Below are 23,984 nucleotides of genomic sequence, written 5' to 3' on the forward strand. Positions count from 1 at the left end.
TGGGGCGGTTCCCGTTTTAGGGAACCGCCCCACTGCATTTTTCTAGCTCTTGCTGAACCGGACCTTAGTGCGTGACTGCCTTGTCATCATCAGCACTGGAGGTGATCTCCTCGTGGTGATGACCGGCTGCCAACTCAGAAGGTGTGGCTGGAGCGACACGGTCTTCGAAGAAGAAGCTGCTGAGCTTGCTGCGCAGGTTTTCCTTCTTCGTGACAATCCCGTTTTCGTTCGGGGCGCCTTCTTCCGGAACCGGAGACTCGTAGCCAACCAGCTTGTAGCGCTTGTAGTCATCGAGCTGAGCGTGAATCTCCTGGAACTCACCGTGCGGCAGGCGAACGATGCGGCCCGTCTCACGGCCGTGCAAGGCGATCTCGCGGTCCTTGCGCTGCAGTGCCAAGGATACTCGCTTGCTGATAATGAAGCCCAGGATCGGGCCGACGAAGAACAGCGCACGCATCCAGTACAACGCATCGTTCAAGGAGACTTGGAAGTGCGTTGCGATCAAGTCTGAACTTGCAGCTGCCCACATGACGCAGTAGAAGATGAATCCTGCTACACCAATGGCCGTGCGGGTCGGAGCGTTGCGCGGGCGGTCAAGAACGTGGTGCTCGCGGTTGTCGCGGGTAACCCAGCGCTCAATCCAGGGGTAGGCGAACAACAGTGTGAAGACGATGCCTGCGGGGATCAGTGCAGGGGCAAGAACGTTGAAGGACAACGTGTTCACGCCCCACGGGAACGGGATGTTCCATTCCATTGGAATGTTGAACAACCAGCCCGGCATCAAGCGCAAGGCGCCATCAACCCAACCGATGTACCAGTCAGGCTGGGTGCCTGCGGATACGGGGGATGGATCGTAGGGGCCGTAGTTCCAAATCGGGTTGATCTGGAAGAACGCGGAGATGAACGCGATGATGCCGAACACGATGAAGAAGAAGCCGCCAGCCTTGGCTGCATATACCGGGCCGAGCGGGTAGCCAACCACATTGCGGTCATTACGGCCCGGGCCGGGGTACTGCGTGTGCTTGTGGATGACAACCATGAACAAGTGGATGCCCACCATGAGCAAAATCATGGCCGGCACCAGCATGATGTGCAGCATGTACAGGCGTCCGATGATGGCGGTTCCGGGGAATTCACCACCGAACAGGAAGAACGAGATATACGTTCCAACAACCGGTATGGCCATGACCACGCCGTCGATGATGCGCAGGCCGTTACCGGAGAGCAGGTCATCGGGGAGTGAGTAGCCTGTGAAGCCGGCAGCCATCGAGAGGATCAACAGCACGCCGCCCACTACCCAGTTCAGTTCACGGGGCTTGCGGAAGGCACCGGTGAAGAACACGCGGAGCATGTGCACTGAAACGGCGGCCACGAACAGCAGAGCCGACCAGTGGTGCACCTGTCGCATGAACAAACCGCCGCGGACCTCAAAGGAGATGCGGAGCGAGGACTCGTATGCCACGGACATTTCCATGCCCTTTAGGGGTATGTAGGGTCCGTTGTAGTGAGTCTCCGCCATCGACGGATCGTAGAAGAACGTCAGGAACGTCCCCGAAAGCAGGAGGATGACGAAGGAATACAGGGCGACTTCGCCAAACATGAAGGACCAGTGGTCGGGGAAGACCTTCCGGCCGAATTCACGCAGTATTCCCGAACCGCCAACACGCTCATCAACAAAGTTGGTAATGCGCCCCGCGGGGGTCTTGGGCTCGAAGGGTGTATTGGTTGTAGTGCTCATGGTTAGCCACGCTCCCAGAAGCTCGGTCCAACAGGTTCGTGGAAGTCGCTCTGCGCGACCAGGTAGCCTTCACTGTCCACGGTGATGGGCAGCTGCGGCAATGGACGGACTGCAGGGCCGAAGATGACCTTGCACTCCTTCGTCAAGTCAAAGGTTGACTGGTGGCACGGGCAGAGCAGATGGTGTGTCTGCTGCTCGTACAGGGCGACGGGGCAACCCACATGGGTGCAAATCTTTGAGTAGGCGACGATGCCGTTGTAGCCCCAGTCCTCCCTACCAGCCGACGGGTTGAGATCCTCGGGGTTCAAACGCATCAGCAGAACAACGGCTTTCGCCTTCTCGTTCAACTTGCCGGTCTCGAGCTTGTTCAGCGATTCAGGAATCACGTGGAAAGCGGAACCCATGGTGACGTCGGAGGCCTTGATAGGCGTACCGTCGGGATCGCGAGCGAGACGCTCGCCTTCCTTCCACAGCGTGTGGTGCATGGAATCACCAGGCAGCGGACCGAGGTCACGGAAGATCGCGATGGCCGGCAGCGGGGCCAGTGCGACGGCGCCGATGAGGGTGTTGCGGATCAAGGGGCGGCGCTTGATGCCTGTTTCCTCCAAGATGTCATCGACGATCTTGACGGCGGCAAGGCGGTCCTCCTCGGTGCGCAGCTCATGGCGTTCCTCGGCGACTTCATGGTCAGGCATGAGGGCACGTGCCCAGTGCACGATCCCTGTGCCAATGCCCAGCATGGCGAATGCCACGCCCAGGCCCAGGAAGGTGTTCTGGATGCGCAAGGTGGCGATGGTGTCATCAAGGCGAACGCCAAAGTAGGCGACAAAGAACATCAATGTGCCAATGATGGAAATGACAAACAGCCATGCCACCTGCCGCTCGGCACGCTTTGCCGCCTTGGGGTCTGTATCAGCCAGTCGCAAACGATGTGGAGGCAGTCCCGGATCTTGGAACGTGTCCACCTCATTGTGACCAGCCTTAGCTACGGCGTCCGAGCCTGTCGGCGAGCCGTCACTATGGTTGCCCATAATCCCCTCATCCTTCTCTTATCCCGGTACGTTCCCGGGGTCGTAATGTATGTTTCGTGCGGCTGCTGCTGCAGCCAAAGTCTTTAGCGTCCTGGAACTAGGAAGTGCGCGACGTCAACCAGATGGTGAAGCCGATGATGACACCCAAGACGGCGGTCCAGAGGAACAAGCCCTCGGAAACCGGTCCCAGTGAGCCAAGCTTGGCTCCGCCGGGAGAACCCTGGTTTTCAATGACGTTCAAGAAGGTGATGATGTCCCGCTTACCCTCAGGGGTGATATTCGCGTCATTGAAGACCGGCATGTTCTGCGGTCCCGTTACCATGGCGCTGTAGATGTGGCTGTTGGAAACGCCAGCCAGCGGCGGGGCAAACTTGCCGCGGGTCAAGGCGCCACCGGCAGCAGCAGCGTTGTGGCACATGGCGCAGTTCACGCGGAAAAGCTCGCCACCAACAGTGGCGTCGCCCTTACCGTCGAGGTACTGCTCTTCCGGCAGGGCCGGACCATTGCCCAAGGTGGCCACATAGGCGGCCATTTCCCGTGTTTGATCAGCGGTGAACTGCTGCGGCTTCTGCAGAGCCTGAGGGCCCTGCATCTGCATGGGCATGCGGCCCGTGCCGACTTGGAAGTCTACTGCGGCTGCGCCGACACCGGCCAAGGACGGTCCTGCGTCCGTGCCGCTGGCCCCAAGGCCGTGACAGGTTGCGCAGTTGGCGACAAAAAGCTTCTCGCCCTCTTCGACCTGCTGCGCGGTAAACGTGGTGGTATCGGCCTTGGCCTCATTCACTGTTGTGACAACGGCGTACAGCCCACCGGTCAGCATGAGCCCAAGCACTAGCAGCGCTAGTGCGGCCAGCGGATGACGTCGCTTCTGCGAAAGTGCCTTCACTTGGTGGTTCCTTTGATCTATATCCAGCAGCCCCTGGTGGGGGCCGCAAATGCTAATTCTTACCTTGCATGGAAGAAAGCTGGTTGCCAGCCTACTTCAGGACGTAGATGACCAAGAAGAGGCCAATCCACACGACGTCCACGAAGTGCCAGTAGTAAGAAGTCACGATCGCGCTGGTGGCTTCAAAGTGTCCAAACTTCTTGGCTGCATAAGCGCGGCCAATGATGAGGAGGAATGCGATGAGTCCGCCAATGACGTGCAGGCCGTGGAAACCTGTCGTTATGTAGAAGGCAGAGCCATACGGGTTGGAGTTCAGGGTGATGTGCTCGGAAGTCAGCATCGCGTACTCGGTCGACTGACCGGCAACGAAGATGGCACCAAGAACAAAAGTCAACAGGAACCACTCCGTCATTCCCCACTTGGAGAACTGGAAGAGGCGTCCGGTGCGGCGAGGCCGAAGGTTCTCCGCGTTGAAAACACCCATCTGGCAGCTGAAGGAGCTGGAAACCAGGATGAGCGTGTTCACCAGGGCGAACGGGAAATTCAGCTTGGCCGTTTCTTCAGCCCACAATCCACCAGCGGTGGAACGAAGGGTGAAGTACATGGCAAAAAGGCCGGCAAAGAACATCAGCTCGCTGGACAACCAAACCACGGTTCCTACAGAAACCAGGTTCGGTCGATTCAGCGTCGGATGCGCCGGGGTACTGGGGGCATGGGTCGCGGTTGTCACATAGACATTATGTCTATAAAACGCCAGCATTCCCAATGCGAAACTCCGATTCACAGAAGTTTTTCTACAAACTTGCGAAATTCCGGCATATTCACAGCTTAAACACAGTTCCATATGCACAACACACTCGAAGTGTCAATGGTCACAATGGCCTTTGGGCACTGTATTTCGTCTAATATTTGCAGAGTGAATCCTCTCCAAAACCCATCTGACACAGCCCCCACCTGGCCGAATCTGATCGCTGCCTTGATTGCAGGGGAGGACCTGAGTCAGGAATCCACCCAGTGGGCCATGAACACGATCATGGCTGGAAACGCCACGGATGTGCAGATCGCAGGCTTCCTCGTTGCCTTGCGCGCCAAAGGTGAGACTGTCGCAGAAGTGACGGGACTGGTTGAAGCGATGCTTTCCAACGCCCGTCCGTTGCATGTCGCAGGAGACGCCTTGGACATTGTTGGCACGGGTGGGGACAGGCTCAACACCGTGAACATCTCCACCATGGCCGCACTTGTGTGCGCCGGAGCCGGTGCAACAGTAGTCAAACATGGCAACCGGGCATCGTCATCGGCTGCAGGATCAGCAGATGTGCTGGAGTGCCTGGGTGTCAGACTCGACCTCACCCTTGAGCAAGTGGCCCGGGCGGCCGGGGAGGTTGGCATCACCTTCTGCTTTGCCAACTACTTCCACCCCTCCATGCGCTATGCGGCAACCGCCCGCAGCCAGATCGGGGTGCCCACAGCCTTCAACTTCCTCGGTCCGCTGACCAACCCTGCGCGCGTTGTGGCTTCAGCCATCGGCGTCGCCGACGCGCGCATGGCCCCGCTCATGGCAGGGGTCCTGGCCGCACGGAACATCCGGGCGTTGGTGTTCCGCGGCAGTGACGGCCTGGATGAACTGACCACGACGGGGACCTCCACCATTTGGGAAGTACGCAACAACGAAGTCCTCGAAAGCCACTTTGACCCGCTGGAGCTGGGTATTGCCCGGGCCACGATCGAGGACTTGCGCGGCCAGAACGCGGAGTTCAACGCGGCCGTGGTGCGGCGCATCCTTGACGGTGAACGCGGTCCCGTGCGCGACGCCGTCGTGCTTAATGCAGCAGCGGGACTGGTTGCCTATGACCGGAACAGCGCTGGAACACTTCTTCAGCGGATGAAGTTTGCGCTGGCCCGCGCCGAGGCCGCGATCGACGGCGGCGCGGCGGCCAACGTGCTGAAAAGCTGGGTGGCGCTTTCGGCCGGGGAAGCGGTGAAGTAGCGCGCCGAATTCTTTAGCGGGATCAGGCCAACGCCTGCGCTGTCTTGGCAGCGTCCCTGACAATGTCGGCATCCGTGGCGAAGTAGCTGTTGTCTTCCGCACGGGCTGAGGCAGTGAGTGGTTCAGGGGTCTGCAGATTCACGGTTCGCTTTGCCGAGAGGTGCACATCGTTGAGCCCTGCGGCGCGGAACGTGGCAAAGTCTGAGGTCTGCACGCCGCCGCCAGCCATGATGGAAAGCCCGCCCTTCGCCGCCTGGTGCATGGCCGCCAGCTGCTCAACGCCTTCCCCTGCGCGTGAGGCGCCGCCGGAACTAAGAATGCGCTGAACGCCAAGTTCCGCCAGGCGCGGCACGGCTGTGACGGCATCACTCAGGCACAGGTGGTCGATGGCCCGGTGAAAGGTGACGTGCATGCCTTGGGCTGCGGCAACCATGGCCTCAACTGCTGCGTAGTCAATCCCGTCCTCGGCTGTCAAGGCGCCGATCACCACACCGGTGGCTCCGCCGTCGTGCAGTTCCTTGATCTCCTGAACCATGAGGGCCACTGCGGCGCCGTCGTAGACGTAGTCGCCAGGACGGGGACGGATCAGAGCATGGATGGGCAATGCCGGCTCGGCGAGCTGGACGCTTTTGAGCAAGCCCTGGGAGGGTGTCAGTCCGCCAAGTTGCAGGGCACAGCAAAGTTCAATCCTTGCTGCTCCGTAGCTGGCTGCCAACTGGGCACCGGGGGCATCTTGGACGGCAATTTCAAGGAACATCCGGACGCTCAGTGGTCGAAGCCGAGGGAAAAGGCTGCGTCCAAGTCATGCTGGGAGTATGCACGGAAGGAGATTTGTGTTGTCGTGGAGACGACGGACTTCACCTTCGAGAGCTTGTCCGCAATGACTTCTGCGAAGTCTTCATGCTTTTGCACGCGGGCAATCGCGATCAGGTCCCATTCCCCTGTCACCGAGTAAACTTCGCTGATTCCGGCCAGTTCAGAAATTTCCTGGGCGGTCTCGGGGATTCGTGAGGCGTCGGTCTTGATCAGGACAAATGCGGTGATCACGGGGGAGGTCCTTGTCGTTTGGCGGGAGGGAGGGCAAAGCGCGGCTCATGACTTCGCACAAAATACCGCAAATTATTGCACTTCGATCGTAACCCAATGGATGCGCATATCAGCCCTTGTTCGTGCGCCTGATCACGAGTGTTGCGAGGAGGCGGTGGCCGAGGAGGAAGGTGCCCAGCACTAGGGTGGCGACGATGACAAAGGGAAGCTCGGCTGTATTGCCGGACGCGATGCGCAGAGCCATGCCGCCAGCTACCGTGATGAGCCACAGGAGCACGCCATGGGGCCAGAGGCGCAGGGGGTGCGTCCAGGTCCGGCAGACCAGCCAACCGATGGCCAAGGAGGCCAGGAACGGCCAGGCTGTTTGGAAGATGCCCCCTGCCGTGAGGCTTTCGGTGTGTGAGCTGCGGCCGGAGACGGCAAACACCAACACGAGCACGATGTCCACTGCGGCGGCGTAGAGAAGCGTTTTGGATGTGGAACTTGAACTTGAACTGGATTGCGTCACGTGTGCAACTTTAGTCGCAAATTTGCCCGTAGGGTTGTCACCTCACAAGGGAGGAAACATGACTACTGCACGATGGGTGCTCCTGCACGCAGGCGCCTGGACTTTTGGCCTTGGAGGTGCTGCTTTGTTCCTGTCCGGGACGGTTGCACTGACCAGTGGTGCATACGTCGCAGGGGCGCTGCCTCCGGGTGTTGCCCTGCTGGCCGGGGCCGTTGCCTTCATGGTGTGGTTTGTGCTGTTTCTGCTCAGGAACGACGCCGTCAAGGCCAAGCCGCGCCGTCGTCGGCGGCGGTAAAGCAGGCCGGTGCGGCTAAACATGGGTGGCTAGGTGTCTTAGATGTACTTGAGGAATCGCTGGGGCGCATCCATGAATGAACGCCAGCTTTTCACCAGTTCCAGATCGTCCCACCCGTTGCGGCGCAGACCCCACGAACCCACTTCGTAGATGTCCGCTCCGGGCAGCGATGCCAACATCGGGGAGTGGGTAGAGAGGATGACTTGAGAATCGCCGTCGTCCACTAGTTGCGTCAACACGCTGAGCAATGACAAGCAGCCGGAAAAGGAAAGCGCCGACTCAGGCTCGTCGAGAATCCACAACCCGCCGCCGCGAAACCTGTCGGTGACCAGCGCCAGGAAGGATTCACCGTGTGAGAGGCGGTGAAAGTCGATGTCGCGGCCGCGCATTTTCGGGTTGTCTTCAAGGTAGCTGAAGAATCCGTGCATGGTTTCGGCGCGCAGGAAATAGCCGTACCTGCTGGTGCCGGCATTCCGCAGGACCTCCAAGTGGGAGTGCAGGCCGGATTCGGTGGGACGGCTGTGGTGCATAGCGCCGGTAGAGCCGCCCTCGGGATTGATGCCGCACGCCATGGCGATGGCCTCCACGAGCGTGGACTTGCCCGAACCGTTCTCGCCGACGAAGACCGTCGCTGGTCCCAAGTCCAAACCCTCGGCAAGTATTTGCCGCACTGGTGGCAGCGTGGCAGGCCAGAGGTCGGGGTTGGGCGGGTTGAAAGTGCTGGCGCCGACGTGACGCAGCGGAGTTTGGCCAAACATCACGGCAGATTTCCTTTCGTTGGTGCGGCGTTATTGGTGCGAGGGCGTCAGTGGAAGTGCGGCTGCGCCGTGCTGGGATCGGCATCAACAATGTCGAGGCGCCCGTTGGCGATGAGGGATTCGATGGCCTCGCGGCCCGCCCCCATGCCCCGGACGGCGGAACGGAACCTTCGAACAGGAAGTAGGAACGGTTTGGCACATCCATCTTGGCACCTTCCAGTTCGAAGCCCCAACCGTCCCAGAAGCAGAGGAACAGCTCATTCGGGGTTGTTGTGTGGCGTAGCAGCATGGACAGCAGGGCGTGGAACTATTCGGTGTCCGGCAGGGCGACCGGGACCGGTGCGGTCTCATTGTGGGACGGGTGCGTTGGATCTGGAATGAAGCGTAGCCGTGCGTAGGCGGGAAAACCTGACGGGCCGAAGCACACCAACTGCTCGTAGGCCAGTTCCGACTCCATGATCCAACGGGCCGGACGCGCGTCGGGGGAAGGTGTCTGTGCCATCCCACGAGCCTAGTACTGTGTCGTTGCTAATGTTCGAGTGAAATGGTGCCATTCTTGGTTATGCGGGTTTTCGTCTATCAGCCGCAGGGAATTGGGTCGGGCCATGGGAAGAGCGAAATTGCGTCCGGTAGCGCTCAGTGATGCGGACCGGGACCGGCTCACGCGGATCGTGCGGACTGGTTCCTCGCCCGCGCAGCAGGTGCGCCGGGCGCGGATCCTGCTCGAGCTCGATGAGAACCGCCCGGAGAGGGAAGGGCCGTCACCGACTCATGTCGTGGTCGCCGAGCGCGCCGGAGTCTGCGCGGATACGGTCGTGAAGGTCTGTAAGGTGTACGTCGAGCGTGGGGGTGACGCCATCGATACCGTTACGCGCAAGAAGCGCCTGACCCCGCCGGTGGAAGCGAAAGTCACCGGAGACGTCGAGGCTCGCCTGATCGCACTGGCCTGCACCAAACCACCCGAAGGTCACGCCACATGGAGCCTGAGACTGTTGGAGAAGCACGTACTGCTCACCGAGGGGATTCCACCCTTGGATCATTCAACGATCGGCCGGGTTTTAAAAAAACGAAACTTCAGCCTCACCTGAAAGAGTATTGGGCGATCCCGCCCAAGGCCAACGGGGAATTCGTCGCCCGCATGGAAGACGTCCTGGAGGTCTACGCACGCCCCTACGACGAAAATATTCCGGTGGTGTGTATGGATGAAAAACCATACCAGCTACTGGAATACACCCGACCGTCCATCGAGGCGAAGCCCGGACGCACGCGCAAGGAAGATTATGAATATTCCCGGCGGGGAGTGTGCTCCATTTTCGTGTGGGTCCAACCGCTGGCAGGCAAGCGCCGGGTGATCGCCAGACCGCGGCGCACCCGTGTGGACTGGGCCCATGAGGTCGACACGCTGCTCACCAAAGATTACCCCGACGCCCCGAAGGTCGTTCTGGTGATGGACAACCTCAACACCCACACCCTCGGTTCCCTTTATGAGGCGTTTGTCCCTGCCAGGGCCCGGGAACTGGCCTCCCGTCTGGAGATCCATTACACGCCCAAGCACGGCTCCTGGCTCAATGTCGCCGAAATTGAGCTCTCCGCGCTCTCGCGCCAATGCCTCTCCCGGCGGATCCCGGACATTGAAAAGCTGAACCACCAACTCGGCCACTGGCAAAACGACGTCAACGCCGACCAGCGGACCGTCAACTGGCAATTCACCACAGACGATGCCAGGACCAAACTCCGCCACCTATACCCAGAACATTAGACACGACACAGTACTAGCGGGTGCCCGGCCATAGATTTTGGCAGTCATTTTTCGGCTGCAAGGCGGTGTAGGACGACTAGAATTGTTGGTTGACAGAGGCAACCAACCACCCCTGCCCAGGAGTCCACTGAGGGGCTGAGTGACGTGCTTCAAATAGGTAAACCAATCAGTGAAAACAGGCAGTTCCGGCAGGCCCGTGAGCTTGCCGGGCCGCACTACAAGTGGATTGCGCTCTCCAATACGACACTGGGCGTGCTCATGGCCTCCATCAACGCCTCGATCCTGCTGATCGCCCTGCCGGACATTTTCCGCGGCGTTGGCATCAATCCGCTGGCCCCGGGCAACACGAGCCTGCTGCTGTGGCTGATCATGGGCTACATGGTGGTCACGGCCGTGCTGGTGGTCAGCTTTGGCCGCTTGGGGGACATGTACGGCCGCGTGAAGATGTACAACGCCGGTTTTGCCATCTTCACGGTGTTTTCAATCCTGCTGGCCGTGACGTGGATGCAAGGTGTCCCCGCCGTGTACTGGCTCATCATCATGCGCATCCTCCAAGGCGTGGGTGGGGCCATGCTCATGGCCAATTCCAACGCCATCATCACCGACGCGTTCTCGGTGGAGCAGCGCGGGCTGGCGCTGGGCCTGAATCAGGTTGCAGGGATCGCCGGAGCCTTCCTAGGCCTGATCATTGGCGGACTGCTGGGGCCCATTGACTGGCGGCTCGTGTTCCTTGTCTCGGTGCCCGTGGGAGTGTTCGGCACCGTCTGGGCCTATTTGAAGCTGCACGACAACGGCATCCGTCAGCCGGGGCGACTCGACTGGTGGGGTAACATCACGTTCGCTGTGGGCCTGATTGCCCTGCTGGTGGGCATCACCTACGGCATCCAACCCTATGGGAAGCACACCATGGGCTGGACGAACCCTTGGGTGCTGGGCGCCATGGTGGGCGGCGCGCTTGTGCTGGGAATCTTCGTCCTCGTGGAGAAGCACGCTACCGACCCGATGTTTGAACTTTCACTCTTCCGTATCCGCGCCTTCACGGCCGGGAACCTGGCCAGCCTGCTCTCGGCCATCGGCAGGGGCGGGCTGATGTTCATCCTGATCATCTGGCTGCAGGGCATCTGGCTTCCGCAGCACGGGTTCAGCTTCGCGCAAACGCCGCTCTGGGCCGGGATCTACATGCTGCCGCTGACTATCGGGTTCCTTGTGGCGGGCCCGGTTTCCGGCGCCATCTCCGACCGGCACGGGGCCCGGCTGCTGGCCACCGGCGGCATGGTGGTGGCGGCGCTGAGCTTCGTATGGCTTCTGTTGTTGCCGGTGAACTTCCAGTTCTGGACTTTTGCCTTGGCACTGCTGCTCAACGGCGTCGGCATGGGCCTGTTCGCCGCACCCAACCGTGCCGGGATCATGAACTCCCTGCCGCCGAACCGCCGGGGTGTGGGCGCCGGCATGAGCACCACCTTTCAAAATTCGGCCATGGTCCTGTCGATCGGGATCTTCTTCTCCCTTATGATCACCGGCCTGGCCCGCTCCCTGCCGGCCACCTTGACGGCCGGGCTGACCGCCCATGGTGTTGCCGCTGCCGACGCCGGGCGCGTTGCCGGCCTGCCGCCGGTCTCCGTCTTGTTTGCCTCACTGCTTGGGTACAACCCGGTGCAGACTTTGCTGGGCCCTGCCGCCCTGGCGCACCTTCCCGCGTCCGACGCCGGATACCTCACCGGCCGTGCGTTCTTCCCGGCCCTGATCTCGGGCCCGTTTGCCGATGGGCTCGCCGTCGCGTTTTGTTTTGCCATTGTGGCGTGCTTGGTTGCCGCTGTTGCCTCGGCATTGCGCGGGGGGAAGTACGCGTACGGCGAGGGCCTCGGTGACGACGGGGCTGCCTTGGTGGAAGCCCACGGCGGTGTTGGTGGTGCCGGCATCGCCCGGGGTGCCGTGAGCGCCGGGGGCGCCGCCGGGGTTACCGTAGGCGTCAAGGCAGCGGAGCCAGGGCGGGGCATTGCGGCGGCAGCTGCTGATGCCAACGCTGCGACCGCTGCGGCGCCCGCTCAACGCAGTGGGCGCAGGCAGCATCGGGGCGCCTTGCATTGGAGCAGTAAAAGCAGCAGATAACTTGTGCGCAGCCCACTACGCCTTGAGCGCTGCCCAGGCGGTGCGCCGGCCGCGGACCTGCAGATCCGTCCTGTGCAGCAGCGAGCTGGGACCGGCACCCGAGAGCAGCGCATCCAAGGCGGCGAGGTCCTGTGCTCGGAGTGCCGCGCCAGGGGAAGTGTCATGGGTTGCGGGAGCGCCATCTCCTGACAGCGCTGTGCGGATGCGGCCCAGGAAGTTTGCGGCGTAACGTGCAGTGGGTTCCGGTAGGGGGCGCCCCATGGTGTTGAATGAGCGTTGTTCGGCCCTGTGGAACCCGGCCCGTTCGAGCTCCCCGCGCCAATCGGGGTGGGCATTCCACCCCTGGTGGGCCATGGCTGCGTGCAGCCGGGATTCCAAGCCCAGCTCGGCGGTGTGGCTGTCGGTGCCGTCCGCGGGCAAAAAGCTGGGCAGGCTGTCCATTTCCAGCACCACCAGCAGGCGCCCGGGGTTGAGTGCGGCATACATCCCGCCGATGGTGCGCTCCGGGCTGCTGACTTCGTGCAGGGACGACGACGCCCACATCAAGTCAGCGGTTGCGCTCTCAGGCCACGGCCCGTCAAGGTCGGCTTCGAGCGGGCGCACCCTGTCAGTGAAGCCCTGAGCGGCAGCCGCGGCCCGTGTGGCGGCCAGCATGCCAGCGGATCTGTCGAGGGCAGTGACTGAGGCGTTGCGGAAGCGTCGGGCCAGGGCCACTGTCCCTGCGCCCGTGCCGGCGCCGACGTCAAGGATGGTCCGTGGTGTTGTTTGGGCAATCCCGGCCGCCCACTCGGCGGCTTCCTCTAGGTAGGAGCCAAGGAGCAGGGCATCGAGGTCAAGCGTCTCTGCCAGTGCTTGGCCGTGGTCGTGGCTGCCGTGCCCGTTGTGACCGTGGGCGGCATGTTCGTGGATGCAGTGATCAGGGTGCGAATGCGCGGCCTTCGCGTGGCCCGGGGCTGGTCGCTGGACAACTTGGCGCCGCGCTGCGGGCTCAGCCCCTCAACGCTCAGCCGCATAGAGACCGGACAGCGGCGGATTGCGCTGGACCAGTTGGTGCCCATTTGCCGCGCCTTTGGCACCACGTTGGACGAACTCGTGGAGGCTGACGGCGATGCGGACGTCGTCATCCGGCCCCAGCCGGGCTACTCGCCGGGGCAGACGACGTGGGTGCTCTCGGACGGCGATGGGATCCACGGCAAGACGGTGGCAAAAATGCGTAAAGCTCCCGACCTGTCGGGAGGCGGCCGCCGCCTTGGGGTCCATCCCGGGGAGGTGGCGGAATTCTCCACCATGGTCCCGCATGCCATCTGCGCCCACGACGGGCCCGTGGAGATCCTCACCATCTTGAACCACGAAGGCGGACGGGCACACCTTCACGGCACACACGGAATTGACCAAGTCCCCTACCAGCCTGTGTGCAAGGATGGTTGCATGAAGCCAAACAACGTTCGGGCCTGGTCGCTGGCAGCGTTGTTGGCTGCCAGCGCGGTCAACCACCTGGCAAACCCGAAATTCTACTACCCCGTTGTTCCCGCTGTCCTGTGCACCGACAAGGAAGGCGCACTGGGGGTCATGACGCGGCGCCAATGGGTACTGGCCTCTGCTGCCCCTGAAGCATTGGCTGCGGCAGGTCTGCTGATACCCGGCACGCGCAAGCTGGCTGCAACGGCCACCACGGTGATGTTCATTGGATTTACCTTCGGGCATCTGACAGCGCTGCGCCACGCCTTCGGGCCGAACGGCTCCACGGAGCAGCGGCGCATCCATGCGGTACGGCTTCCACTACAGATTCCGTTGGTAGCCTGGGCCTGGAAGTCCCGCGCATAAACTGTCCGGATGCCGCCTCCCGGCAAGTAGCGGAAGTCCCAGCGAAGAACCACACAAAACTGTCACCCAAGGAGTCCACGGTGGAAGCCGCATCCGAGAATAATCCCGCCCGTTTCGAGGGCAAGCCACGGCTCGCACTAACCCCGCCCATGGGCTGGAACAGCTGGAACTGTTTCCGCTGCTACGACATCAACGAGACTAAACTTCTCGAGGTTGCCGATTCCATGGTGGAATCCGGGATGCTCAAGGCTGGCTTTGACACGTTCGTCATCGACGACTGCTGGCAGGCGCTTTCCCGCGACGTACACGGCAGGCTGCGCTCGCACCCGGCTCGTTTCCCCTCCGGAATGCGGTGGATTGGTGAACAACTTAAGGAACGCGGCTTCAAATTCGGGCTCTACGGCTCGCCGGGGCGCAAGACCTGTGCCATGATCTATGACCGCTATCCCGGACACGATCTGGGATCGTTCGGCCGCGAACAGCTGGATGCCAACACTTTTGCGGACTGGGGCGTGGACTTTCTCAAGTACGACTGGTGTGAGGCCGATGAAGACGGCACTGGCCTGCGCTACCCGCAGGCCTTCGAGCGGATGGCGCTCGCCCTGGAAAATACGGGACGAGAGATTGTGTACTCAATCTCCGAGTACGGCCGCACCGAGCCGTGGACCTGGGCCTGGGAGTACGGCCACATGTGGCGGACCACCCCGGACATTGAAAAGAACTGGGCGTCCGTGCAATCCATCGCCGACCACCAGGCTGCGATCTCCGCTTTTTCCGGCCCGGGCGCCTGGAACGACCCGGACATGCTGCAAGTGGGCAACCCCGGCCTGAGCGATATTGAGTCCGCCACTCACTTTGCCCTGTGGTGCTTTTTTGCCGCCCCGTTGATGGCTGGTCACGACCCGCGCACCATGAGCGTGACCACACGGCGCCTGCTCACCAACGCGGCGTTGATCGGGATCAACCAGGACCCCCTGGGCGTGGGGGCCGTGCGGGAACAGCACGCATCAGGCCTTGACCTCTGGACACGCCCGCTGAGCACGGGGCGGGGATGGCTGGTGGTCAACCGCCTGGAGGAGCCCATTGTGCTGGCCTTCCGTGAAGGCTCCCTTCAGGTGGATGGTGCGATTCTTGCCGACCTGGGGGCCGAGCCGGAGTGCATCCCCGTCGAGGGGGGAGAGCTAGCCGTCTTGGAAAGTGGGCATGACTGGATCATCCAGCCACACGGCTGCTTCATCGTCACCTCAGCGGCCATACTCGAGTAGGCAGGTCTGCGGAGCAGCCCGGCAATCTCATTGATTTCGGGGAGTCTGCATTTGAAGTTTCGGTAAGCCTAAACTAAGGTCATGGCATGCCGATCTTCTCCGCCAAGTCCACGACTGCCAAGTTCAAGTTTCCCGCCCACCGCACAGTGACAGCAGCCTTCGCCTTGTTCGCGCTCGCAGTCACCGGTTGTAGCGACTCCGCCAACACCGCCATCAATGAGGCAGCCGATGACCGCCCGGTGGTGCTGACAACATTCACAGTCCTGGCTGATATCGCGCAAAACGTGGCGGGGGACAAGCTACTCGTGGAATCGATCACCAAAGCAGGTGCCGAAATTCATGGGTACGAACCAACGCCTGGTGACATTCGCAAGGCTGGCAAGGCAGATCTGATCCTTGACAACGGGATGGGTTTGGAAGCTTGGTTCGAGCAGTTTGTACAGGATGTGAAAGCCCCGCACGTTGTTGTCTCCGAAGGTGTGGAAACCATTGACATTGCCGAGGACGCATACAAGGACCTACCCAACCCGCACGCCTGGATGTCGCCGTCGAACGTGCAAATCTACGTCAAGAACATGGTGGGGGCATTCCAAAAACTGGATCCAGCCAATGCGCCGTTCTATGCGCACAACGGTGCCGCCTATAATGCCACCTTGCAGGTCATGCAGGACGATCTCGTGAACAAGCTCTCCGTGCTTCCGCAGAACCAGCGTGCTCTGGTCAGCTGCGAGGGGGCCTTTTCCTACCTGGCCCGTGATGCAGGCCTGAGCGAAAAGTACATTTGGGCGGTCAACGCAGAGCAGCAGGCCACCCCGCAGCAAATTGCAGGCGCCATCGAATTTGTGCGCAGCAACCAGGTGCCAGCTGTCTTCTGCGAGTCAACCGTCTCGGCAGCACCCATGGAACGCGTGGTGGAGGCGACTGACGCCGTCTTTGGTGGCACCCTCTACGTTGATTCGCTGTCCGAAGCGGACGGTCCAGTACCCACCTACCTCGAGCTGATCCGTTATGACGCGAAAGTGATCGTCGACGCACTGACAGGGACCACGCCGTGAGCGCCGCCATGGCTGCCGCCATCGACGTCGACGCAGTGACGGTCCACTACGGTTTCGTGTTGGCCTTGGACCAGGCAACCCTCCGGCTCGAGAAGGGCCGGATCTGTGGTCTCGTGGGCATGAATGGTTCCGGAAAATCCACGCTGTTCAAGGCCATCATGGGCCTCGTGAAGCCCGACGCCGGAATCGTCACCATTGCCGGCCAGGCACCGGCGGAGGCACGCCGCACCGGTGCCGTCAGCTATGTTCCGCAAAGCGAGGATGTCGACTGGCAGTTCCCCTTGTCTGTACAGGACGTGGTCATGATGGGTCGCTACGGACATATGGGTATGAGCCGCCGCACCAGAAAGGCAGACAAACTGGCCGTGGCCGAGGCTCTGGAGCGTGTAGAGCTGCACGACTACGCGAACCGGCAGATAGGGCAGCTTTCCGGGGGACAGAAGAAGCGCACGTTCGTGGCACGCGGAATTGCGCAGGAGGCAACCACCCTGCTGCTCGATGAACCATTCGCTGGGGTGGACAAGCGTTCGGAAGCAACGATTTCCAACTTGTTAAAGGAGCTCGCCCGGGAGGGTGCCACCATTCTTGTGTCCACCCACGACCTCCAGGCCCTGCCGGATTTGGCCGACGAGGCCGTCCTGCTCATGCGCCGGGTGCTCCTGCACGGAACGCCCGGGGATGTGCTGCAGCCCGACAACCTGGCACTGGCCTTTGGTCTTGATGTCATGAACCGAAGCGGGGCCACACTGTGAGCATTTTGGAAATCCTGCTGGAGCCGCTCAGCTACGCCTTCATGCAGCGTGCCGTGGCAGTGACGGTGATCGCCTCAGTGGTCTGCGCGGTCCTGTCATGCTGGCTGGTCCTGATTGGCTGGTCGCTCATGGGCGACGCCGTCTCCCACGCCGTTCTGCCCGGAGTCGCCCTGGCCTACATTGTCGGGGCACCGTTCGCCATTGGCGCCGTGCTGTTCGGCTTTTTGGCCGTGGCGCTAATCGGGGCGGTGCGTGATACGAGCCGCGTCAAGGAAGATGCCGCCATCGGCATAGTCTTCAGCACGCTCTTTGCGTTGGGCTTGGTGCTGATCTCGGTCACACCCAGCCAGACGGACCTTACGCACATTATCTTCGGCAACCTCCTGGGACTCAGTCACGGTGACCTCATTCAGGTGGTGCTGCTGGGCACCATCACGTTCGCCATTCTCATCTTCAAGCGCAAGGACTTCACCCTCTACGCCTTTGACCCCACCCACGCCCACGCCATCGGGCTGAACCCACGCCTTCTTGGCGCCTTGCTGCTGGGATTGCTGGCATTGACCTCCGTGGTGGCGCTCCAAGCGGTGGGCGTGGTGTTGGTGGTTGCCATGCTGATCATTCCCGGCGCGACCGCCTACCTGCTCACCGACCGGTTCGGGCGCATGCTCGTATTGGCGCCGTCCATCGCCGCTGTTTGCGCCGTGGTGGGCCTGTATGCCAGCTATTATCTGGATGCCGCGTCAGGTGGGATGGTGGTGTTGGCCCAAGGAGTGGCCTTTGCCCTCGTCTACCTGTTCAGCCCGCGGCACGGGTTGGTGGTCACCCGGATTACGGCAGCACGACGCCGGAAGCTGGCTGCCGTCTGAGGCCCACCGCATTTGGCCCGCCATAGGTGCGGCGCGGCCACGCGGCATGGAATAGTGAACTGGCCAGGCTATTTCGGCCCGCACCGACCCAGGAAGAGCGCCCATCGTGAATTGGACCACAACAACACCCATCCCGGACGAATTCTTCAGAGGTGCCCTTGAGCTTGAACGAACGGCACGGGGGACTGTGCCGCACCGATTACCAGCGGCGGCGCGCGCCCAGGCCAACAACGACCCACAACTGCTGATGGCGGAGTCCCAGCCCTCAGGTGTAAGAATCGCTTTCAGAACCAGCGCCACCGAGCTCGAGTTGGAGACCGTGCGTTCACTGGCCACCTATCTGGGCGCGCCGGCACGCCCTGACGGCATCATCGAGCTGGTTGTCAATGGGGTGTTGCTGGGTTCCTCGACGACCAGCGGCGGGAACACCACCACGATCGACATGGCCACGGGTGCTGCAAGCCTGGACACCGGCTCGCCCTGCATCAGCCGCTTTTCGCTGCTCCCCGACGGAATCAAGAACGTTGAATTGTGGCTGCCCCACAATGAGACCACGGAGCTCATAGCGTTGCGTGCCAACGCACCCGTGGAAGTTGCCCCGCCAAGCAGGCTCCCAGTCTGGCTCCACCACGGCAGCTCCATCAGCCACGGATCCAATGCCACGAGCCCGACGGGGACGTGGCCGGCGGTTGCCGCACGCCGGGGCGGCGTTGAGCTGGTCAATCTGGGCTTCGGCGGCAGTGCACTGCTAGATCCCTTCACTGCCCGCACCATCCGGGAGACCCCGGCGGATGTGATAAGCATCAAAATAGGCATCAACCTCGTCAACCTCGACCTCATGCGCCTGCGCGCATTCGGGCCCGCAGTCCACGGATTCCTGGACACCATCCGCGACGGCCACCCCCACACCCCGCTGCTTGTCATCTCGCCCATCCACTGCGCAATCCACGAGGACACTCCCGGCCCGGGAGCCTTCGACATGGAGGCACTGGCTGCCGGGCGAATGCGATTCATTGCAACCGGCGACCCGGCGGAGACTGCGGCTGGGAAGCTCACGCTTCGGGTGATTCGCGGCGAGTTGGAACGGATCGTGCGGGAACGCTCGGCAGGCGACGGGAACCTGTACCACCTTGACGGACAGGAACTCTATGGTGGTGCCGACGCCGTTCGGCTTCCTTTGTCCGACGCTTTGCACCCCGATGCGGCAACACACCAGCTGATGGGGGAACGCTTCGCGCAACTGGCCTTCTCTGCAGGAGCGGCATTGGCCCGAAAGGAAGACTCGAACGGGTGACTTTTTACCTGGGGCACGGCGACCGTGGACTTGCGGCTGACCGGCTTGTTGGTGGTGCGCCATTTGGCGGCTCAGGTACTCCATCAATGTCACGCCAGACGGGTGCGTTGATCACCCCGCAATGCTGCCGGATCAGGAAGTCCACCTTTACTGGGCAGAGAACATAGCCCGTGCAGATGCCCTGCTGTTGGGCCTTCTGGCCCACCAGGTGATGGAGGAAACTTAACGGCCCCCAGCCTCCGATTCGAAGCCGGACTGGACGCATGCCTCGCCAGCGCAGTGCAAAAGCTGAAGGAAGCCCACGGGGAACGGGGCTGTTCGTGGGAGGGGTGACGCTTCGTCTGGCTGGCCGCGTTACCCCTAGAAATTCCACTGGCAGCAAAAAGCCGGGCACCCTCGGCAGGGTGCCCGGCTCATTTAGCGCTCGTGCTTAGTGCGTGCTGGAGTGTCGTCGCGAGACGGCCAACGTGAGCAGGCCGGCGATCAGCGCCAGAAGTGCACCACCAATCAACAGTGATGACGTGCTGCCTGTGTTGGCCAAGTCATCAGTGCTGTTCCCATTGGACGGAGCCGTGGTGTGCACCGTCCCTTGCGTTGCAACTGCACTTGTGGTGCTGTCCGTGGCCGGGGTTGTAGCTGGTTTCGTGGTGGCCGGGTCGGTTGCCGGCTTCGTGGTGGCGGGCGGCGTGGTGTCGTCGCTCGGCTCCGTGGTTGCCGGGGGAGTGGTCTCAGGAACTTCTGCAGCGATCCTCATGCCGGCAAAGCCGATGAGAATCCCTTCGGCATCCTGGACCGTGACTGTGAAGTCGCCCGGTGCTGCGTCCGTGGGTATGGTCAGGGGGGCTTCGCCTGCAGCATTGCTGCGCACCCATTCGGTGGTGGCCGGGCCGGTGCCGGGCTCGGCGGCGAGGGCTTGGATGCCTTCGCCGGGCGTGCCGGCAGCAAGGCCGTGGACTGCTGCGAGGAGCCATGAGTTGGCTGGCAGGTTTTTCATCGTGAGGTATTCCCCGCCGTTGAACACGGTCGCGGGGATGCCCAGGTCAACGGGAGAGTTTTCCGGCAGTGTTGCCAGATCCACCACAGCTGGTGCGGTTTCCGGTGCCGCCGGTGCGGTACTCCAGTTGACGCCGGCAGTATTGAAGTGGTTCAGCCCCTCAAGTGCCATGCGACCGCCGAGCTTGCCGGCACGCTTTGCGAAGTCTGCGTAGTTGCGGTTTGCCTGCTGCGACCATCCCACTTCGGCCGTGGCCAGAGTGCGGGGGTATTGGTAGCTTTCGGTCTGGTCCATGCCGCGGATCCATTCGCCCCACTGCACGGTTTCGACGCCGAGAATGCGGTCATCGCCGATGCCGGTAATGTATTGTGCCGGATCCCAGTCGTAGTGCGTCTGCAATGTGCACGGACCGCTACAGGCCCAGGTTCCGCCGAACTGCTCGGAATTGTCCTGCTTCTGCGGAATGTACGTCTTGGGGGCGGGGGAGAGGATGACCTTGGCGTCATTCTTGATGATCTTGTCGGCCTCGCTCTTCCCACCGCCGATCCACAGCTGGATGACGGAGTTGGGCGGCAAATCAGCGGAGCCATATTCGTTCCAGCCAATGACGCGCTTGTCCAGGTCGTTGACCTGCTTGGTGAAGGCCTTGATCATTTTGTTGTAGTCGGGGGTCTTTGTAACATGTGACTCGTCGCCGCCAATGTGGATGAACGGGCCGGGCGTCATGGCTGCCAGCTGGGTCAGGACTTCCTTGGTGAATTCATAGGTGGCGGGGTTGTCGGCGTCAAAGGAACTGACTCCCACATCGCCGGTGCCCTGCGCATCAGGGGTGGCGTTGCCTGGTTTGGGCTTGGGTGCGGACTTGGCCGAGTTCAGCTCTGGAATCGCGTGGAGGGCTGCAGTGGTGTGGCCGGGCATGTCAATTTCCGGGATCACCATCATGCCGTTGTCTCCGGCGTACTTCACGATGTCCTGGTAGTCGGACTTGGAGTAGGAGCCGGTGTGGCCCACCTCGCTCTGACTGCCGTTTGTGTTCATGGCCGTCTTGCCGGAAATGTCCGTCAAATCCGTGTACTTGATCCCGGCAGGGTTGTCGGCCGCGGCCGGCTGATCGATGGCGATGCGCCAGCCCTGATCGTCGGTCAAGTGGATGTGCAGGCGGTTCATCTTGAACTGTGCGGCGTTGTCGATGTGCTCCTTCATTTCATCCACGGTGTAGAAGGAACGGGCCACATCGATGCCAACGCCGCGGTGCTCGTAGCGGGGGTAGTCGCTGATGACCACACCCTCTACGGTCCAAGGCGTGTGTACCGTGGTTTGGGATTCAATCCACTGTGGGAACAGCTGGCGCAGCGTCTGGACGCCGTTCAAAGCACCGGCTGCGGTATTGGCGGCAACTTTCACCCCGTTGGCATCGGCCTGCAGCGTGTAGCTTTCGGGCTTGTCTTCAGAAAGTTCTGCCCCCACTGTGAAGGCAACGTCGTTGGCTGTGGCGGTTCCTTCGACCACCGGCAGAGCGAAGCCGGTGCTCTTGCGTGCCTTTTGCGCAAAGTAGGTGGCTGCTGCCACGGCGTCGCCGCTGGCCACGATCTTGCTCGAAGGTAGCAGGCGGAACGTGCCGTCGGCCGTGGTGGCGGATTCGGCGGGCTGTGGAACCAGCGCCAGGGAGTCGGGAAGAATCGGCTGTGGCTTTGCGTAGATTTCAAATTCTGAAATCGAGTACCCATAGGCGGCCCAGCGCTTGGCACCCTGCATGCGGATGAACTTGGTGTTGGCTACGTCCAGCTGCTCCACGTCAACGCGGCCAGGGCCTGTGGCGGAGGTGATCACTTTGACGTCCGTCCACGCGACGCCGTCGGCGGACGTCTGTAGCGTGTACTCCCTTGCAGCGGCATTGGGCCAGGTGATCTTCACATGGTCAATGGGGCCAGCCACGGCGAGTTCAACCTGAAACCACGTTGCGTCAACGTAGTTGGAGGACCAGCGGGTGCCGGTGTTGTTATCAATCGCCTTGTCGACAGTGTTTCCCGACGCCGCAGATTCAACACTGGAGGCCGTGGCTGTTCCGGTCAACGCCAAGTTGGCCGGATATTCTATGGGTGTATGGGGCGGGACCACAATGGGTGCCGCTTGCGCCGGGGTGGCAATGAACGTTGTGGGCAGGACAGCAGCAAACAAACCGAGGGCGGCGGCGCAGGCGAGCCCGGCCGTCGTCGTTCTTTTCAAAGCTCTCAATCAAGTACTCGCTTAACTATTCTTGGACCTCAAGCGGCATCCGTTGGGTGGGATTGTGCAGTGCTGAAATTTATGCCGTGATGAAACGTTCGACGGCGGTCGCTGGGCGGACGCGCTCGTCTTCGGGGATGTCGCCGGCAAAAGCAAGCCACTGTGCAAACTTGTCTCCCCGCTCAACGAGCTGGTGATACATGGCCTTGCGCATGGTGCTGACCCGCTCACGGTAGATGGGCACATCGATGACGTTGAGGAGCTCGTCGGGATCGGCAATCATGTCGTAGAACTCGTCGATGCCTTCAGGGTTGGCGATGTACTTCACTTCCTTGTTGCGGATCATGCGCTGGGCATAGGGGAAGTGGTGTCCGTGGAATTCACACAGGATGTCCTCGCGCCAACCATCCACGTCCTCACCCGCAGCCAGCGGCAGCAAGCTGCTGCCATGAACGCCAGAGGCGTCCGCCCCGGCAATGTCATGGAACGTGGCCGTGAAGTCTAGCAGACTGACAAACTTGTCCTCGCGGCGTTCCTGTTCGCCGGGGAGGGCAAGAATAGCCGGTATGCGGTAAATGTCCTCATACATGGCCGGACCCTTGTCGTTGAGCCGGTGCGCACCCGTGAACTCTCCATGGTCAGCGGTGAACATGACCGCGGTGGAGTCCGTGAGCCCCAACTCGTCAAGAACTGCCAGAATGCGTCCAATTTCATGGTCGATCATGGACACGTAGCCCCAGTACACGGCAGTGATCTTTTTCCACTCATCCACGGTGAAGCAGTCCGTGGACCAGTACTCGGCATACGTTTGCTGAATCATGGGCTTGCCATGGAATGTCTCGGCAAACGATCCGGGCAGCTCAACCGTGTCAGGATCCACCATGTCGTACCATTCACGGGGAATCAGGTACGGCAGGTGCGGCCCAAAGATGTGGCAGGAGAGGAAGAACGGTGTTCCGTCATCCTCCTGTAGCGCCCCGGCCGCAAACTCACGCAGTTTGGCGATGGTCTGGTCCGCCAGGAAGGCCTCAAACGTGGCTCCTGTCGGCTGATCCGTCACACCGGCGATCAAGTGTCCTTGGCTGCCATCAGCCCGCGTGGTGTACACGGGGCTGGAGATGTGGAAGTCGGGGTAGTCGTTGGCCTTGAGCCAGTCCTCGTAGCCCGGGTCATCAAAAACATTCAGCGCCCCCGGCAGGTGGATGCCCTCAAAGCCGTAAAACTCCGGGCCACGGTCCTTGCCCACATGCCACTTGCCCACGTGCCCCAACCGGTAGCCCTGATCGATCAGTGCTGCGGAGAACGTGGGAAGGCCCTCGGGGAGTTCCTCCCGGTGTCCAGAGTTCCACTCATAGTTGGCGAGTAAACCGTGTTCGAACGGCTGGAGCCCCGTGAGCAGGCTGGCACGCGCAGGAGTACAGATGGCGGTGGGCGTGTAGGCCCTGTCAAAAGTGGTTCCCCGTGCGGCCAGCCGGTCAAGGTTGGGGGTGTGGTTGGAGGTGTTGCCGTAACAGCCCAGAGTATCGATGCGCTGCTGGTCCGTCATCAGGAACAGCATGTTTTGGCGTGGTGTTGCAGAGTTCATTGAAA

The 23,984-nt window shown here is 61.6% G+C and carries 23 protein-coding genes; 11 read left to right on the forward strand and 12 right to left on the reverse strand.

Translation table 11 applies throughout. From position 1 onward, the window contains the following. Positions 1 to 64 precede the first annotated feature (64 nt). The 4 genes from JMA46_RS05365 to JMA46_RS05380 all read right to left on the reverse strand — a co-directional run bounded on the left by JMA46_RS05365 (position 65) and on the right by JMA46_RS05380 (position 4,385). The gene (locus JMA46_RS05365; RefSeq protein WP_207344303.1) at positions 65 to 1,738 is read right to left on the reverse strand and encodes a cytochrome bc complex cytochrome b subunit; all 1,674 of its coding nucleotides are present in this window, start codon (positions 1,736 to 1,738) and stop codon (positions 65 to 67) included. Positions 1,739 to 1,740: 2 nt separating this feature from the next. Then, positions 1,741 to 2,769: a Rieske 2Fe-2S domain-containing protein gene (locus tag JMA46_RS05370; protein ID WP_207344304.1), complete on the reverse strand. Its 1,029-nt coding sequence runs from the start codon at positions 2,767 to 2,769 to the stop codon at positions 1,741 to 1,743. A gap of 97 nt (positions 2,770 to 2,866) precedes the next feature. Continuing rightward, the gene (locus JMA46_RS05375) at positions 2,867 to 3,655 is read right to left on the reverse strand and encodes a c-type cytochrome (protein WP_207344305.1); all 789 of its coding nucleotides are present in this window, start codon (positions 3,653 to 3,655) and stop codon (positions 2,867 to 2,869) included. A 91-nt stretch (positions 3,656 to 3,746) separates the two neighbouring features. Then, entirely contained in the window at positions 3,747 to 4,385 is a 639-nt protein-coding gene (locus JMA46_RS05380; protein WP_303387706.1) for a heme-copper oxidase subunit III, read from the reverse strand. A 186-nt stretch (positions 4,386 to 4,571) separates the two neighbouring features. On the opposite strand from JMA46_RS05380, the gene trpD reads away from it, so the two are divergent. After that, complete coding sequence (gene trpD, locus JMA46_RS05385) at positions 4,572 to 5,642, forward strand: anthranilate phosphoribosyltransferase (RefSeq protein ID WP_348770064.1); 1,071 nt, start codon at positions 4,572 to 4,574, stop codon at positions 5,640 to 5,642. A gap of 22 nt (positions 5,643 to 5,664) precedes the next feature. Here trpD and JMA46_RS05390 read toward each other — a convergent pair whose 3' ends face one another. From JMA46_RS05390 to JMA46_RS05400, 3 genes are all read right to left on the reverse strand, one after another. Continuing rightward, positions 5,665 to 6,399: a copper homeostasis protein CutC gene (locus JMA46_RS05390; RefSeq protein ID WP_207344306.1), complete on the reverse strand. Its 735-nt coding sequence runs from the start codon at positions 6,397 to 6,399 to the stop codon at positions 5,665 to 5,667. Positions 6,400 to 6,407: 8 nt separating this feature from the next. After that, entirely contained in the window at positions 6,408 to 6,689 is a 282-nt protein-coding gene (locus JMA46_RS05395; protein ID WP_207344307.1) for an Lrp/AsnC ligand binding domain-containing protein, read from the reverse strand. A 109-nt stretch (positions 6,690 to 6,798) separates the two neighbouring features. Further along, a complete protein-coding gene (locus tag JMA46_RS05400) occupies positions 6,799 to 7,197 on the reverse strand; it encodes a DUF3054 family protein (RefSeq protein ID WP_207344308.1) in 399 nt (132 codons plus the stop codon). Positions 7,198 to 7,255: 58 nt separating this feature from the next. Between JMA46_RS05400 and JMA46_RS05405 the strand changes: the two genes are divergently transcribed. Beyond that, positions 7,256 to 7,492, forward strand: a complete 237-nt coding sequence (locus JMA46_RS05405) for a hypothetical protein (RefSeq protein WP_207344309.1) — start codon at positions 7,256 to 7,258, stop codon at positions 7,490 to 7,492. A 38-nt stretch (positions 7,493 to 7,530) separates the two neighbouring features. On the opposite strand, the gene JMA46_RS05410 is transcribed toward JMA46_RS05405, so the two are convergent. Both JMA46_RS05410 and JMA46_RS05415 read right to left on the reverse strand, forming a co-directional pair. Next, positions 7,531 to 8,250, reverse strand: a complete 720-nt coding sequence (locus JMA46_RS05410) for an AAA family ATPase (protein WP_207344401.1) — start codon at positions 8,248 to 8,250, stop codon at positions 7,531 to 7,533. 307 nt (positions 8,251 to 8,557) lie between these two features. Then, a complete protein-coding gene (locus JMA46_RS05415; RefSeq protein ID WP_207344310.1) occupies positions 8,558 to 8,752 on the reverse strand; it encodes a hypothetical protein in 195 nt (64 codons plus the stop codon). 103 nt (positions 8,753 to 8,855) lie between these two features. Between JMA46_RS05415 and JMA46_RS05420 the strand changes: the two genes are divergently transcribed. The 3 genes from JMA46_RS05420 (at position 8,856) to JMA46_RS05430 (ending at position 12,118) form a co-directional block, all read left to right on the forward strand. Further along, positions 8,856 to 9,338 carry a helix-turn-helix domain-containing protein gene (locus tag JMA46_RS05420; RefSeq protein WP_207344311.1) on the forward strand — a complete coding sequence of 161 codons (483 nt, stop codon included), beginning with the start codon at positions 8,856 to 8,858 and terminating at the stop codon, positions 9,336 to 9,338. After that, complete coding sequence (locus JMA46_RS05425) at positions 9,227 to 10,009, forward strand: IS630 family transposase (RefSeq protein ID WP_207344312.1); 783 nt, start codon at positions 9,227 to 9,229, stop codon at positions 10,007 to 10,009. The genes JMA46_RS05420 and JMA46_RS05425 overlap by 112 nt, the downstream gene beginning before the upstream one ends. A 144-nt stretch (positions 10,010 to 10,153) precedes the next feature. Next, entirely contained in the window at positions 10,154 to 12,118 is a 1,965-nt protein-coding gene (locus JMA46_RS05430) for an MFS transporter (RefSeq protein ID WP_348770065.1), read from the forward strand. Positions 12,119 to 12,133: 15 nt separating this feature from the next. On the opposite strand, the gene JMA46_RS05435 is transcribed toward JMA46_RS05430, so the two are convergent. Then, a complete protein-coding gene (locus JMA46_RS05435; RefSeq protein ID WP_207344403.1) occupies positions 12,134 to 13,027 on the reverse strand; it encodes a methyltransferase domain-containing protein in 894 nt (297 codons plus the stop codon). Between JMA46_RS05435 and JMA46_RS17595 the strand changes: the two genes are divergently transcribed. From JMA46_RS17595 to JMA46_RS05470, 6 genes are all read left to right on the forward strand, one after another. After that, positions 12,983 to 13,942, forward strand: coding sequence for a helix-turn-helix transcriptional regulator (locus tag JMA46_RS17595; protein ID WP_348770066.1), 960 nt, complete (start codon positions 12,983 to 12,985; stop codon positions 13,940 to 13,942). The two genes, JMA46_RS05435 and JMA46_RS17595, sit on opposite strands and share 45 nt — an antisense overlap. A gap of 80 nt (positions 13,943 to 14,022) precedes the next feature. After that, a complete protein-coding gene (locus JMA46_RS05450) occupies positions 14,023 to 15,207 on the forward strand; it encodes a glycoside hydrolase family 27 protein (RefSeq protein ID WP_207344313.1) in 1,185 nt (394 codons plus the stop codon). Positions 15,208 to 15,293: 86 nt separating this feature from the next. Continuing rightward, the gene (locus tag JMA46_RS05455; RefSeq protein WP_207344314.1) at positions 15,294 to 16,262 is read left to right on the forward strand and encodes a metal ABC transporter substrate-binding protein; all 969 of its coding nucleotides are present in this window, start codon (positions 15,294 to 15,296) and stop codon (positions 16,260 to 16,262) included. An 8-nt stretch (positions 16,263 to 16,270) separates the two neighbouring features. Then, complete coding sequence (locus JMA46_RS05460) at positions 16,271 to 17,014, forward strand: metal ABC transporter ATP-binding protein (RefSeq protein WP_207344405.1); 744 nt, start codon at positions 16,271 to 16,273, stop codon at positions 17,012 to 17,014. Then, the gene (locus JMA46_RS05465) at positions 17,011 to 17,880 is read left to right on the forward strand and encodes a metal ABC transporter permease (protein ID WP_207344315.1); all 870 of its coding nucleotides are present in this window, start codon (positions 17,011 to 17,013) and stop codon (positions 17,878 to 17,880) included. The genes JMA46_RS05460 and JMA46_RS05465 overlap by 4 nt, the downstream gene beginning before the upstream one ends. A 106-nt stretch (positions 17,881 to 17,986) precedes the next feature. Continuing rightward, positions 17,987 to 19,174 (forward strand): SGNH/GDSL hydrolase family protein, encoded by a 1,188-nt coding sequence (locus JMA46_RS05470; protein WP_207344316.1) that lies wholly within the window; start codon positions 17,987 to 17,989, stop codon positions 19,172 to 19,174. Positions 19,175 to 19,604: 430 nt separating this feature from the next. Here the strand turns inward: JMA46_RS05470 and JMA46_RS05475 are convergent, their stop codons facing one another. Beyond that, positions 19,605 to 22,394 (reverse strand): family 20 glycosylhydrolase, encoded by a 2,790-nt coding sequence (locus JMA46_RS05475; RefSeq protein WP_207344317.1) that lies wholly within the window; start codon positions 22,392 to 22,394, stop codon positions 19,605 to 19,607. A gap of 79 nt (positions 22,395 to 22,473) precedes the next feature. Further along, positions 22,474 to 23,979 carry a sulfatase-like hydrolase/transferase gene (locus JMA46_RS05480; RefSeq protein WP_207344318.1) on the reverse strand — a complete coding sequence of 502 codons (1,506 nt, stop codon included), beginning with the start codon at positions 23,977 to 23,979 and terminating at the stop codon, positions 22,474 to 22,476. Positions 23,980 to 23,984 lie beyond the last annotated feature (5 nt).

Source organism: Arthrobacter sp. E3 (assembly GCF_017353415.1).
In the GTDB taxonomy this organism is placed as follows: domain Bacteria; phylum Actinomycetota; class Actinomycetes; order Actinomycetales; family Micrococcaceae; genus Specibacter.